Annotated in this window: 13 protein-coding genes and 1 tRNA gene; 3 read left to right on the plus strand and 11 right to left on the minus strand. The window is 45.3% G+C overall.

The genetic code is table 11. The features are described 5' to 3' along the window. The 6 genes from RH949_RS17370 to RH949_RS17395 all read right to left on the minus strand — a co-directional run. Positions 1-189 (minus strand): type II toxin-antitoxin system ParD family antitoxin (locus RH949_RS17370; protein WP_446354850.1); only part of this gene is annotated, 189 nt, incomplete at its 3' end. Between the two features lie 49 nt (positions 190-238). Continuing rightward, on the minus strand, positions 239-490 hold the full coding sequence (locus RH949_RS17375) for a type II toxin-antitoxin system VapC family toxin (protein ID WP_446354852.1): 252 nt from the start codon (positions 488-490) through the stop codon (positions 239-241). Then, positions 478-729 carry an AbrB/MazE/SpoVT family DNA-binding domain-containing protein gene (locus tag RH949_RS17380; protein WP_446354854.1) on the minus strand — a complete coding sequence of 84 codons (252 nt, stop codon included), beginning with the start codon at positions 727-729 and terminating at the stop codon, positions 478-480. The genes RH949_RS17375 and RH949_RS17380 overlap by 13 nt, the downstream gene beginning before the upstream one ends. Positions 730-807: 78 nt before the next feature. Next, positions 808-1140: a DUF5615 family PIN-like protein gene (locus RH949_RS17385; protein WP_044211398.1), complete on the minus strand. Its 333-nt coding sequence runs from the start codon at positions 1138-1140 to the stop codon at positions 808-810. 4 nt (positions 1141-1144) lie between these two features. Continuing rightward, entirely contained in the window at positions 1145-1447 is a 303-nt protein-coding gene (locus RH949_RS17390; RefSeq protein ID WP_006106640.1) for a DUF433 domain-containing protein, read from the minus strand. A 460-nt stretch (positions 1448-1907) separates the two neighbouring features. Beyond that, positions 1908-1981: transfer RNA gene (locus tag RH949_RS17395), tRNA-Val, on the minus strand. Positions 1982-2171: 190 nt separating this feature from the next. On the opposite strand from RH949_RS17395, the gene RH949_RS17400 reads away from it, so the two are divergent. Continuing rightward, a complete protein-coding gene (locus RH949_RS17400) occupies positions 2172-2675 on the plus strand; it encodes a hypothetical protein (RefSeq protein WP_006106631.1) in 504 nt (167 codons plus the stop codon). A 44-nt stretch (positions 2676-2719) separates the two neighbouring features. On the opposite strand, the gene RH949_RS17405 is transcribed toward RH949_RS17400, so the two are convergent. The 5 genes from RH949_RS17405 to RH949_RS17425 all read right to left on the minus strand — a co-directional run bounded on the left by RH949_RS17405 (position 2720) and on the right by RH949_RS17425 (position 11136). After that, positions 2720-3358, minus strand: coding sequence for a lysophospholipid acyltransferase family protein (locus RH949_RS17405; RefSeq protein WP_044211396.1), 639 nt, complete (start codon positions 3356-3358; stop codon positions 2720-2722). Positions 3359-3600: 242 nt separating this feature from the next. Then, entirely contained in the window at positions 3601-4482 is an 882-nt protein-coding gene (fabD, locus tag RH949_RS17410) for an ACP S-malonyltransferase (protein ID WP_446354858.1), read from the minus strand. A gap of 414 nt (positions 4483-4896) precedes the next feature. After that, a complete protein-coding gene (locus RH949_RS17415) occupies positions 4897-5592 on the minus strand; it encodes a DUF3226 domain-containing protein (protein ID WP_446354860.1) in 696 nt (231 codons plus the stop codon). After that, entirely contained in the window at positions 5585-6667 is a 1083-nt protein-coding gene (locus RH949_RS17420) for an AAA family ATPase (RefSeq protein ID WP_446354862.1), read from the minus strand. Before RH949_RS17420 ends, RH949_RS17415 begins: the two co-directional genes overlap by 8 nt. A gap of 350 nt (positions 6668-7017) precedes the next feature. Continuing rightward, on the minus strand, positions 7018-11136 hold the full coding sequence (locus tag RH949_RS17425; RefSeq protein ID WP_446354864.1) for an EAL domain-containing protein: 4119 nt from the start codon (positions 11134-11136) through the stop codon (positions 7018-7020). 504 nt (positions 11137-11640) lie between these two features. Between RH949_RS17425 and RH949_RS17430 the strand changes: the two genes are divergently transcribed. Further along, positions 11641-12531 (plus strand): carbohydrate ABC transporter permease, encoded by an 891-nt coding sequence (locus RH949_RS17430; protein WP_006103316.1) that lies wholly within the window; start codon positions 11641-11643, stop codon positions 12529-12531. Between the two features lie 249 nt (positions 12532-12780). Then, positions 12781-14142, plus strand: a 1362-nt coding sequence (locus RH949_RS17435; RefSeq protein ID WP_446354867.1) for a filamentous hemagglutinin N-terminal domain-containing protein, incomplete at its 3' end; no start/stop codon positions are given.

Here is a 14142-nt window from a genome sequence, read left to right on the forward strand (position 1 = left end):
TTGATCTGAATGTTCAATGCCAATAGCAATTTCCTTTCTGAGTTCCTCTAATCGCAGTAAACGTTCCATCTCGCGTTCCTCTAGCAATCGTAACGCCGCCTGAATAACTTCACTAGGGGATGAATACCTACCCTTTTTGACGGTTGAATCAATAAATTGCTCGAGTTCAGGTGTCAAAGATATGTTCATCGATTAAACTGTCCGAAAATGAGACGATAAATACTATTTTGACATGGAATCAACGCCTTGGGGATGTTGGTAAATCCTGAGCATATTCTTCAGCAATGTCCGGATATCCATCTCGCAAGGGTTTAACCATTAATTCAGCCAGCACCAAATCAGAGGCAACCCCCTGACACTTCCCTTGCTCAATCATCTCCAAAACTTTCCGAGCTAGTTCGCCAAACTCTGGATTTCCTTCTAAAACATAAATGAAAATCACACTGTCGAGAGCGATCGCAACCCCATCAAGGTCATCTAATCGCGCCATGACTCCCGTTCCCCACGAATATAGGCAACAGCATCCACCCCTCGCCAGAGATTTTGATGCTTGGCAAACAGGCGCGATGTATAACTGGGAACGGGCATCATCACCACAGCACCATCCACAACTTTGATTTCTAAGGCATCTCCCGGCTTCAGCTTTAATGCTTCTCGAATCGTTACCGGAATCTCAATTTCATAGTTGCTACTCACTTGAGCCACAGTCATCTGCGAAACCTGAATCATTTGATTTCAATCATAATAAAGCGGGTCGCCCCTACAGCAGCATCAAAGGTGATAGTCTACCAAGAGCGATCGCCTTTCTCAAATAAATTCAACGTGGTTGTGCATATCTAATGGTTCAAGTACCTCTGAAATCAGAATCAATCCTCGCACAATCTCACCGATTGACCGACTATTTTGGTGACAGTAAGCAATACCATAATGTTCTAAACCACGTTGATGAAGGATTAAAAAATCTTCATCATGGGTAAATATTACTCGCTCTTGAGCAATCGCGAAAGTCAATTGTTCTTCATCGGCTGCACCTAAAAGTCCTACTTCAGGTGTCGTCGTGACATCAATACCCCGTTGTTTCAACCCTTGAGCAATTGCCCGATCAACTTGTTCATCCAAGTGCCACCTGATCTTTTTCAAAACTCTATCCTCTTAATTTTTGCTGCACTTTGGAAGGAGTTTTCGCTTGCAATTCACGCACCAAAATTTTGCCCTCTCGCATTTGTTGTTGTATGTCTTCAATATGATCATGGTAATAAGCCAAAGCCGCGTATACGTCTGACAACGTAATCGTAGGATATCGAGACACAATTTCATCAGGAGACATCCCCTTATGTTCATGCCAAATAACGACATCTTGAACCCGAATCCGATGTCCAGCAATACGCGGTTTCCCACCACACACTCCTGGTGTGATTTCAATATGTTCAGAAATTACTGCCACCATAGACTATCTCCAAGGTTAACCTGAGCCTTTTACTTAGCTTATCGAAAGCCATCTCTAGTCACCAACTGTTGGGATTACCTGACCCTAGAGCGATGGCGTTTGGGGTATAGGGTCCGATTGTGATCGCTCCTTCTTCCCTAGAGACGATCGCCCTCTCCCTCCCAGTTGGCGTCAATCCCTGATCAAAAGAGCGATCACCTTGCTGAAATCTTAGTACAAGGAGCCGTCATTAGTGCCATTAACTGGGCAGAAACTCTCTCTAAACTGGCGGAACGAGGTCAAGATCCTGATACGATAGTCACTCAATTGATCGATCTGGCTGGACTGAGCGGAGTTGTACAGTCCAAGTCAGTACAGTTTTGGGTTTTGGGATGCGATCGCGTTTAGGGATAGGAGAGGATTGCGATCGCGTCTATCCTTTTCCCCAGATACACGATACTACTCGCCATTAACAATTAAATGGACACAACTGGACTCGAACCAGTGACCCCCACGATGTCAACGTGGTGCTCTAACCAACTGAGCTATGCGTCCGAACCAAACAGTATCTTACTGTAGCACGACTATTAAACAAGTGGCAAGCCAATCGGATCAAGCCAAAATAGTTTTTCTCTCCCCGCCCCCCTGCACCTGGAGCACCTCCGCCACCTTTTTATGAGCTAATAGTCCTAACTGTCGCTGGTTTTGCTAAAATACCTAGGTTGTTCAGCCTAAACCAGCATCTTTGAATCAAGCAGTAGAAATCTCCGGTGTAGATACCTTAGCGCAAGAACTTGCGACAATCCAGCAAACAGGTTCTAAGCGGATTGCCCTGTTAGGATCGCGTCATGTACCCATTACCCATCAACATCTGATCGAGATGATGAGTTATGCCTTGGTTCTAGGTGGCAATCGTCTGATGACCTCTGGCGCAACAGGTACGAACTCAGCCGCAATTCGTGGTGCGATGCGTGCTGACCCGAATTTGCTGACGGTCATTTTGCCCCAAAGCTTAGAACGTCAGCCACGGGAGTCGCAAGTTCAACTCCAACAAGTGATGCACTTAGTAGAAAACTCAGAAAATGATCATCTGTCTCTGGCAGAAGCCAGTGCGTTGTGTAACTCCGAAATCATTTCCCGATGTCAACAGCTTGTTTGCTTCGCCTTTCATGACAGCAAAACCTTGCTGAGAACCTGTGAGGAGGCAGAGGAACAACGCAAGGTGGTGACAATTTTCTATTTTGATTAACCGAAAAGCACGTCCTGTACCCGATGCGATTTATCGCATCTAATTCATCGCCCTAAATCATGTAAAGCATGAATAGCAGCTTGACACCTCTGAGTCACGGCGGCTAAATCAGGTCGTTTCGTCGAAGCTGGGGGGTCAATGGGTTGACCAATTCGCACGGTTACGGGTACAGGACGCGGTATCGGTGATCCTTTGGGAAAAACGCGATGAGTCCCCCATAAACTCACGGGTAATAGAGGGGCGTTTCCCTTCGCCGCAATTAATGCCGCACCTAACTTGGGTTCAGGGATACGACCATCTGGGGTGCGCGTTCCCTGTAAAAAGACACCCACAGCCCACCCCTGTGATAAACACTCAATCGCCGCACGAATGGCACTCCGGTCTGCTGCACCCCGCTTCACTGGGTAAGCGCCGTATAACTGAATCGCTTGTTTGAGTCCCGGAACCCGAAATAGTTCCTCTTTTGCCATAAATGCCACCGGACGCCGCACACAATTGGACAAAATCGGCGGGTCAAAGTCACTGGCGTGGTTACTGACGACGACGAGTGGACCATCCATCGGTACATGTTCAGCACCATGGATGTGACCTCGTAGGTAAATGTTAAGCACTGGGCTAACTACCGACCATTTAAAGGCGTGGTAGAGAATTAGGCTAGCAAAGGGTTCGCGGTTTCTAGTCACAGAACATCCTAAGTAGATGGGAAAATTCAATTAACCGTGGAGAACTCGCTCCCTTGAGAAGCAAGCTACGTCTTATGTCATTGGTCATTCGTTATGATTTACGGACTATTGACAAAAGGTAATCGATTTGGGTTTATTGCCACAAATCGACTTAGACATAATCCCTAGATTTGGGGCTGTTGTATTAGAGTATCAGTTATCAACAACCAATTTGAAGATTTGATCGGGGATAGGTTAATAGGTTAACCGGGCAAATCTGATAAGCTACCTATATTTTTTAAGGCGGCATCCCGACACATCCGTTTAATTAAACCCGTGAGAACTTTCCCAGGACCAATTTCTACCACTTTCTCAATCCCTACCTCTGACAGGTGTAAGGCAATTTCTCGCCAGCGCACACTTCCGGTCATTTGACGTTGGAGGCGTTCCTTAAGGACAGCCGCTTCTGTGGTAGGTATAGGTTCTGCATTGGATAACACTGGAATCTTCGCGTCACTAAAGGGAACAGACTCTAACACCCCTTGAAACTCCGTCGCGGCTGATGCCATGAACGGTGAGTGAAATGCCCCAGATACATTTAACCGTACTACTCGCTTGGCTTTCACTTGATTCAGTAATGCTTCTACGGCATCGGGGGTTCCAGAAATCACGACTTGGGTTGGACTATTATCATTGGCTAAGACTACATCCTCATGCTCCTGGATGTATTGGTCAAGTTGCTCTTGATTAAATCCAATTAAAGCTGCCATCATGCCACCTGAGGCACTATCCATTAGTTCAGCACGACGTTTGACTAGATTTAACCCCGCCTCAAAGTCAAAGACACCCGCCACGTAGAGTGCGACATATTCGCCCAAACTGTGACCCGCGACGAGGTGCGGTTGATGTCCGCGTTCCTGGATAATATCGGCTAGGATGCTTTCGATGACATAGAGACAGGGTTGAGTATAGAGAGTGCGAGACAGTTTCTCGTCGGAACTCTGGCACAGTTCTAGCACGTCCCAGCCTAAGATTTCCTGGGCTTGGGCGAATTTGGCTTGAGCCAGGGGTAAATCGGCTAAGTCGGTTCCCATACCGACAGCTTGAGAACCCTGTCCAGGAAACACCCATGCAGTTTTAGTCATTTGTTATTCCTTCGTGTTGGTCAGGGTATTCATTATCTCAGGAGAAATGCACGGAATGCATATCTCATTGAGGCTCAACGCGCAGTTTTCCGGCTGTCAACGCTCAATAGGAAATCAGTGCAGATAACTTAACCAGGACTTACGCAGCTACACCACATATCGTGGCAAAGGTGCGTTACGCTACTGGACTGACACAGCTAAAATTATGGAATAGATTTGACCATTGAATCGGGCGCAAGCGCAAGTCTTTGCGCCCCTACAATTCTAATCCACCAAATAAGGTGTGCCACGCCAATAGAGTCTTTACATAAGTCATATTAATGACAAATAATCTGTATTAAAGTTATCCACACCTAAACCAATTGAGCGATCGCGCTGATCGTGTGCGTTGGTGGCATCAGCGTTACTCTATATCTACTCTTCCGTAAAAATCCTTAAAAATTTCTTTACTTCTTCTAGTACAGGATGTTCTAAATCCCAAATATCAACTTTTTCTTTCATGATATAGTCAAAGTTTTTCATGCTACATTTTCTTCCCGCTTGTTTTTTCTCTTTTTTTGAACAAGTATCAAATCTAATGTAGAGACTAACCCAAAACTTGTCAAACTCTTTGCCAGTGATTGATTTGCCTTGATTTTCTAAACAATCCCGCCAACTGACTAAGCAATCAGCAAACGTAGAATCCTGAGGCTTAATAGTTTTTAGGACAGTTTCTAATTCACCTTTCCCATCTACATTGGTAAAATAGCAGGATAACTTGATTACCTCTCCAGTAGCCGTACTAATTTCTATGAATTTTCCTATTTGTGATAAATTGGCACTATTTGTGAAAACTTGATTAATACATTCGTTCACCCATTGAATTCGCTCATCTACAGAAAAATTATCGATATCTATGACAATACCAACCTTTTGTATATCTCTTTTCTGAATATCGGCTGCTAAAGCTTTGAGAGCATTGATCAGTTTAGATTTGTCCAATCCTCCCAAGCATTCGTAGTCATTGATGCAAATGGGAGGCTCTATGGAAATATCATAATTTAAGTTATCTATTAAGGCTTCCATGAAAAACTTATCATTTTTGCTCTCAACGATAAGTAAATTACTCACCCCTCACTCCTTTGCCATGTTCTATAGCATATTTTAGTGTTTCTAGATCACGATTAATTCCTATAATTGAATTACTGCGAGGCTTTCTGGCAATTTCAAAATAGGCACCGATATCTAGATATTTACTAACTCCTGTCTCTGTAAAAGCTTTAATCATCTCTAAGCTATGGGTTGTGGCAAAAATTTGTATATCTAATTCTGAAGCAAGTTGAAATAAGTGTTCCCAAAATTTTTCCTGTTTAGTATAGTGAATACCATTTTCTATTTCATCGATTAACAAAAACTTATAGTTGTTATTGATGAGCTTGAGCATGATCGCTGCTACGCGATTAATCGCATCTCCAAACAAAGAAAGTGGCAACCGTCCTTTCCGTTCTTTCCTAACTAAGTAGAGTGTCGGTTCTCCAATAGAAAAACTTTCTACTTTTTCAATCGAATGATCTAATATTTTAAAGGCTTTGAGGACTTCCTCATCTTTATCATTTAAACGAGCTTTGTCATACTCTTCAGTTAAATCTTTATTTGACAGTCTTCCAAAAGATGTAATGATAGGCAGATTATTATAATCGGGTATATCATGGAACAACATTCCATCTGAAGTTGCTATAACAGTATACTTAGATTTCTCTTGATTATCTTGGATGACTCGAACTTGCAAAACTGACGACATGAGTTCATTTTTAGATATCAGAGTCATCAACTTTCTAGCTTCTTCCTCATCTTCCAAAATTTCTTTTAAAAGCGAAATAGAATGACAAACGAGTATTTCAACAATAGTGCTGACATTCTGGATACTTGTTCCAGTTATTTTGATCGTTGTTCGCTTATCTTGATTCAAGAAAAAACTATCCCAGGCTCGCTCTGGCATAGCTTTCTCGACGTCTGATGCTTCTTGCCTTATCCTCTTCAGTTCTATAATAGTTCTCGATTTAGGACAATTATTTAATAACACGGCTTCCAGCAAAGCCGTTTTACCAGCATTGTTTTGACCCCCAATTAAATTAACTCTCTTAAATCCAGAAATTTTTGTTGCTTCAAAGCATCTAAAATTAGTAATCTCAATGTTTTTTAACATCAGTCAGTAATCCACCTTTGGACGTTTGGATGGTTTAGATGAGTTCATTGGAGATGATCAGCCTCATGGTTATCTTAACTGATTTGTGCTTCTAGATTTAGGATAAGCGATCGCGCTGGTGGTGGATACCCATGAAACCTGTGTCGTTTAGCGATCGCGCTATTGGTGGGTATATAAACTTATATCGAATGGTACGCTCCTCGTATTCTGGTGGGTTGAGCGAAGCCGAAACCCACCCTACGGTATATTAAGGTATTAAGGGTTTCGGTCCTACCAAAATACACGCTTTTCAGTGTTCTGGGTGGATGGGTAGATCACCATCTGAGGACGCCCACCGAATCCACTTCATCTCATTGAGGCTCAACGCGCAGTTTTCCGGCTGTCAACGCATCTAAGGGGGCTTGAAATAAATACCCTTGAGCATAGTCACAATCCAGCAGCCGCAGTTGGGTTAATTGCTCTTTTGTTTCTACGCCTTCGGCAATAACCTTCATTCCCAGGCTATCTGCCAACATGATAATTGTGCGGACAATTTGCAGGGGTAATCCTTTGGTGCGATTGATCATGCCTGCTTCACAATGCCCTTGAACATCGATGCTAATATTACTAATCAAAGACTGATCAATCTTAATCGTATCAATCGGAAATCGATGCAAATAACTTAACGACGAATAACCTGTACCAAAATCATCAATACATAACCCAATTTGGCGATCGCGTAATTCTTTGAGCCGTTCTTCCGCTATCTCTGGGTCTGCCAGTAAGCAGCTTTCAGTAATTTCTAACTTCAAATGACTCGGATGCAGATGGGTCTCGTGCAGAATTTTGTCCAGGTGTTCTAGGAGTTCCGGTTGTAAAAACTGTTTGCTGGAAAGATTGACATAAATCGTCAACTGATGAGCCAGTTCTTGATTAAGTTCACTCTCCTGAACCGTATCATGCCAAAGTTCTAACTGACGACAGGCTTGGCGCAACATCCACCAGCCCATGGGAATAATTAATCCCGTTTCCTCTGCCATGGGGATAAACTCACCGGGATACACTAATCCTCGGCTGGGATGATGCCAACGCAATAGTGCCTCAAACCCAGCAATCTGATGGGTTGAGAGAGAGACTATCGGCTGATAGTAAATCTCAAATTCCTGGTTTTCCACCGCCCGCCGCAATTCGGTTTCCAACTGCAAGACGCTGAGGGCATTTTGGTGCATCGTCAGGTCAAATATCTCATAGCGGGAGCGTCCTAATGCTTTTGCCCGGTAGAGGGCGGTATCGGCATCCCGTAACAAATCTTCAGGACAATCATAGTTGGTGATATCCCCCTCCTTTCGGATCTCTCGACTTAAAACAATCCCGACACTCGCCCCGGTAAAGACTTCATGTCCATCTAAATTAAATGGGGCGGCTAATTCTTGCTGAATTCGTTCCGCTACGCGGGTTGCGTGGTGAATATCTTCAATATCCTCCAGCAGGATAGTAAACTCATCCCCACCCAATCGCGCCACTGTATCCTCTGTCCGCAAACAGGATTCTAAGCGACGGGCAATGCCAATCAGCAGTTGATCCCCAACTAAATGCCCTAAACTATCATTGACCACTTTAAACCGATCTAAATCCAAAAAGAGTAGGGCAAAGCGATAGGTGGGATGGCGTTTGGCTCGCTCTACAGTATGACTTAAACGATCCATAAATAACGCCCGATTGGGCAATCCGGTCAATGTATCGTAAAATGCCCGGGTTTGCAGTTGGTCTTTTGCCAATTTGTGTTCGGTGATATCTTCGACTGTGCCTTCGTAATACAGCAATTCTCCGGTCATCATATCCCGAACAGCACGGGCATTTTCGGCAATCCAAATCACGCTGCCATCTTTGCGATAGACTTGGGACTCAAAATCAGCTACCGCATCATTTTCTTGCAATAGCCGACTAAACTCAGCCCGTCGCTGGGGATCAACATAAAGCTGATGTTCGATATCTGTCAGTCGCACCATCAATTCATCGGGAGAGGAATAGCCGTATAAACGGGCAAGGGCAGGATTGGCGCTAATATAATGCCCATCAGCCGTGGATTGGAAAATCCCTTCCAAGGCATTCTCAAAAATACTGCGATATTTCGCCTCTGCCTGTTTTAATGCCTGTTCTGCCTGTTTACGTTCCGTAATATCCCGTGCTACCCAAACCACAGAATCTTCTAAGGTGGGGGAAATCGTCGCCGCAAACCAAACCTCGCGATCGCGCACTGTTAAGCTATACTCAATATTCAAACGCGAAGATGTGGCGATCGCTTCCTGGATATAGGTCAAGAACTGATCGGCTTGAGTAGGGGCAAAGAATTGATGCAGGGTTTTGCCCACGAACTCATTGGCATTTTCAGGTAATAGCCTCGGATCAGGATTCGTCGGGGCAATTTTCAGGAAACATCCCTGGCTATCCAAGACAAAGATAGAATCCGTCATCGCCGCAAATAATGCCCGCAACTCCGCCTCAGAGGAACGCAACGCCACTTCCGCCTGTTTGCGCTCAATCGCTACCCCTAATTGGGCGGCTACGGTAGAAATCAAGTTTACCAAACGCCGATCCGTTTGCCGCGATTCAAACCGGAAAAACGTTAATACTGCCAAAACCTGATCATGAGCGATAATCGGCACCGCAAAGCCCGCTTTCAAACCACAAGCTTTTGCCATAGAGGAGCGCACGAAGGAGGAATGAGGCGCACGGGAAACATCGGGAATCCATTCTGGGCGACGGGATGCCCACACTCGTCCGGGTAGTCCACAGCCTAAAGCAAAGGTAAAGGCGGGACTGTAATGGCTAAAGTCTTGCCGGGTGGACGCCTCAGACGCTAAGACAGGGGGATAGGGAGACGCCGCGCCTTTATTGGTGTGACCTAAACTGTGATCATTTCCGTTTACCGTTCCACCTTGCTGCTTACCTTCTGCTTTCCAAGGCTGTTCCTCTCCTCTGCGCCAAATTGTGGAACATTCTAAGACCTTCCCATCAGCACGTTTGACCCAAGCTTCGCCCAAATCCCAATGGGTGGCTTGTCCCACTTTGCTCAAGGTGACATACAAGGCTGACTGAAAATCTGGGGCTTCACCAATCGCCTGGGTCATGGTTTGCAAGAGTTCTAGGGCGTCTGTTGCCCATTTCCGTTCGGTGATCTCCGTAATAAAGCCCTCTAAAGCCTGTAATTCTCCATGGCGAGAAAAAATGCCGCACCCTTGTTCCCACACCCATTTCTGAATCCCTGTGGCTGTAGTAATCCGATATTCGAGTTGATAGGGTCGTTTTTCAGTAACGGCGGCTTGCACATCCTGCTTCACCCGTTTTCGGTCTTCTGGATGAATCACGTCACTGAACACTAATGCCCGATTTTCCACCAAATCACGGGGATTGTAGTGTAGCAGATTAAAACAGCCCTCACTGACAAACTCCATTGTCCATTGACTATCCGCCCGACACCGATACGCCATCCCGGGCAGATTGCCCATCAGTGTGGCTAGGGTGCGCTGACTTTCTTGCCAAGCCCCTTCAGCTTGCTTGTAATTGCTGATATCAAAGGCGCTTAAGAGGATGGCAGGTTTTCCTTGAAACTCAATAATCCGGGTACTCGTATCCAGCCAGCGCCTATCACCGGTTTTGGTTAGGATTTCCACTTCATAGCGACGTTTTGCTCCCGTCTGCGCCTTTTCACTTAGGGATTGTTTAGGCATGAAGGCGTGGCTACTCGGATGCAGCAAGTCCCATAAATCCATGGTTAATAATTCCGATTGGCTGTATCCTGTAATTTCGCAGACTATGGAATTAACATAGACTAACTGATTGCCTTTGTAGATTAGGACAGCGGCAGGAATGGTTTCGGCTAAGGTACAAAATTTGACCTCCTGTTCACACACGGCATTAGCAATTAACGGGCGGCGTGTTGGTTGGGGTGATGGGGCTGTTTCCTGAGGTGATGGGGGTAAGGGTTCGTGGTGATGCGAGTCGTCCGTAATCGGCTGGAAAATGGCAAGAAAGGCGGATTCCCGCTTAACGGTTAACCGTTGCAGAGAAACTAGGCTCCAAATCGGCTTGCCATAGTGACTCGGCATTTTGACCACGTAATCCCGCAAATAGCCTTGACTAAGTAAAACCTGTAATATTCTCTGTCGTTGGGCGGGATCGTGATAGAAGGATAGAGTTTGGCGATCGCAAACGGGTTGATTGACTCTAGAACGCTTCTGTTGGCTGGGATCAAAGGTCGAGCCGTAATGATCGTTAGCATACAGAATAACACCATCGCTTAAGCGGGCAATAACCAAGGGTAGGGGAATGGATTGCACTAGCGTTTGCCACAATAGGGTGTCACTGTCTCCTCTCCAGCTCGATTGTGGATGCGTCGGGATACTGAGAAGTTCCAGTACGGTTGTCTTTAGTTCGGGTTGTGTATCTTTTTCCAATAAATGGCTGTAGTTTACTTCTAAATGTTTCACGGCTGCATAACACTCCAATGTATTGTGCGGGGAAATTCCCTCATCCTAAATCCGGGTTAATTCCCCCCGTTCGAGTCGGGACAAGACAGATGGCGTCAAGGGGTAGAAGTTTTAAACGCAACTCCTGTTCAGGCATCGCCTAACGTTATTTACCTCGCCCAAGACAATAATCGGGTTGATGATAGATAGCACCGTGAAAAACAGATCGAATCAACCTAAGCCTGCTGTATGCGATCGCATCGCTTACTGCATAAGCTTATGTCAGCAACCTCCCATCTAACACTACTGGCACAGATATCCAGGATTGAGACGGAGGTTTACATTTAGACTTGCCTAGATGAGAACGCCAATACCTCACCACCCACGTCGCCAGCTTAGATAAGGGCGTATTGGGTTATGGTCAGGTAACTAATAAGATTAGACTAAGGTTAAGAAGAGGAAACTGTTAGCTAGGCTACAGTGTAATGTTTAATTTTTCGTTTTCCGTAATAATTTGCATGTCAGATGTTAAAGGATTCAATTGTCATCCCGCCCAAGTTTACGCCGTACCTGTTTTTGCTCCCTGCCCTAGTTATCTTGGGATTAACCGTATTTTTGCCCGCTTGTCAAGCCTTTTACCTGAGTTTTACGCAATACGACTATGATTTGACCCAAACGCCTGAATGGGTGGGTTTGACGAATCTGCAACGCTTGGGGAAAGACCGAGTATTTTGGCAAACGGTGGGGAACACGGTGTTATATCTGATTGGCGTTGTGCCAATTTTAGTCGCACTTCCCTTAGGATTAGCGATTTTGGTCAATCAGAAACTGCGCGGGATAAGCTGGTTTCGGGCGGCGTATTACACTCCAGTGGTAGTTTCAATGGTGGTGGCGGGAATTGCTTGGCGGTGGCTTTATGCGGAAAATGGTTTATTTAATCAGATACTCAGTTGGATTGGGTTTAAAGAGGGTATTCCCTGGTTGACGAGTCCAGATTGGGCGATTTTTAGTGTTATGGCTGTTACCGTGTGGAAGGGGTTAGGCTACTACATGGTGATTTATCTGGCAGGTTTGCAATCGATTCCTGACCAACTCTATGAAGCGGCGGCGTTGGATGGTTCGGATGGGTATGGGAAACATTGGGATATTACGGTTCCCTTAATGGGTCCCTATTTGGCTTTGGTTGCCGTCATTTCGGCGATTTCGGCGACGAAGGTGTTTGAAGAAGTTTATATCATGACCCAAGGGGGACCGCGTAATAGTTCCAAAACGGTGGTGTATTATTTGTATGAGCAAGCGTTTGCGGATTTGGAAATCGGTTATGCTTGCACGATTGGATTAGTGTTATTTTTAGTAATTCTGGGATTATCCCTGCTTAATCTTAAGGTATCCCAAGGGCGCGATCGCATTAGTTAAGCACGCTCCTTAAGCCTAGAACTAAAGTTCTGGCTAAAAGCTGAAACCCGTTAAAACGGGTTCAAAGATTTACCCCGTAAGCTTTAGCTTATAAGTACCTGGACATAAATTCTGTCCGCTCTACTAAGAAATGTTAACAAGTGTCAAATCCTTACTGTTCCCCGTTTCCTGTTCTCTCGGTTTAAATGCTCTAGACGTGAGTTGAGGTATAATGATGCCTTCTTCAAGATCATCTACCATCTAACGGATATGGCAAGCCAGGGGTTAGGGCATAGACCATGGGGGTTCAGCCTGATTATAGTGGGATGGGGCGCGATCGCTCTTGTCGCTGCACCTGCATTGGCGCAGATTCAACCGGATACCACTCTAGGTGTTGAATCGTCTATTGTGACACCAAATGTGGAAGTTAAAGGGTTACCCGCCAATTTGATTGAAGGGGGGGCAATTCGCGACACGAATTTGTTCCACAGTTTTCTTGAATTTAACGTGGGAGAGGGGGGGCGCGTCTATTTTGCCAATCCTCAGGGGATTGAAACGATTTTCAGTCGGGTTACCGGGAATGATATATCGGACATTATGGGAACGTTGGGGGTAAATGGACAAGCGTCGTTATATTTACTCAATCCTAATGGGATTATCTTTGGTGAAGGGGCGCGTCTGGATGTACCAGGTTCCTTTGTGGGAACTACGGCGGATTTAGTGGTATTTGAGAATGGCTTAACGTTTAGCGCAACAAACCCGGAAGCCCCCCCTTTACTGACAATTAATGTAACCCCAGGATTGCAATACGGCAACAATGGGACAAATGCGTCTATTACTAATCGGGGGAACTTAGTTGTCGGGCAAGATTTAACCTTAGCCGCAGGCAATCTGAATTTACAAGGTCAACTTTCTGCTGGAAGAGATGTAAGTCTAATCGCCAAAGATACGGTAATAATGCAGGATACAATCAGCAATCCGTTTATCGCGGCGGCTCTTAATCAGTTAGAGGTAGAAGGTGCTAACCGTATCGAGATTTCAGCGTTAAACCATCCGGATAGTGGACTCTTTTCCGGTGCAGATTTAGTCTTGCGTTCAGCTAATCCGATTAAAGGAAATGCTCATTATACAACCGGAGGTAGTTTTCTCCTAGAAGATTTAGAGGGGAACTTAGGACAATTAACCAGTCCAGAAGACCCGGTTATTCGCGCCAGTGGGGATGTAGTGTTAGGGGGTTACGTGGGCGCTTCTCTGCATATTCTGGCGGGAGGGAGTGTGACGATTCCAGGTGACGTTATTATCCAGTCTCCCGACCCGGTTAATGGTATCGTGGAAACCATTACTCTGTCAGATGGCACAACTATATTAGTTGATGGAAAAACTCAACCCACGTTAGATATCCGGGCGGGGACAACAGCATTTAATATCCCAGATATTCAGGGTATCCCAAATACGGGGATTATTTTGCCTCCTTTACCCAATCCCGTGGGAATTCCCACAAGTGCCGATATTACAATTGGTGGTATCTTTTTCAATGCCCCTGATGGTGTTGCCTTGATTACCAATCAATACCAACCGAATTTATCCTTACCTGGTGGCGAAATTATCATCAATGGTGTTTCCGGAGTGGCG

Source organism: Coleofasciculus sp. A1-SPW-01, from assembly GCF_040217205.1.
Lineage (GTDB): Bacteria > Cyanobacteriota > Cyanobacteriia > Cyanobacteriales > Coleofasciculaceae > Coleofasciculus > Coleofasciculus chthonoplastes_A.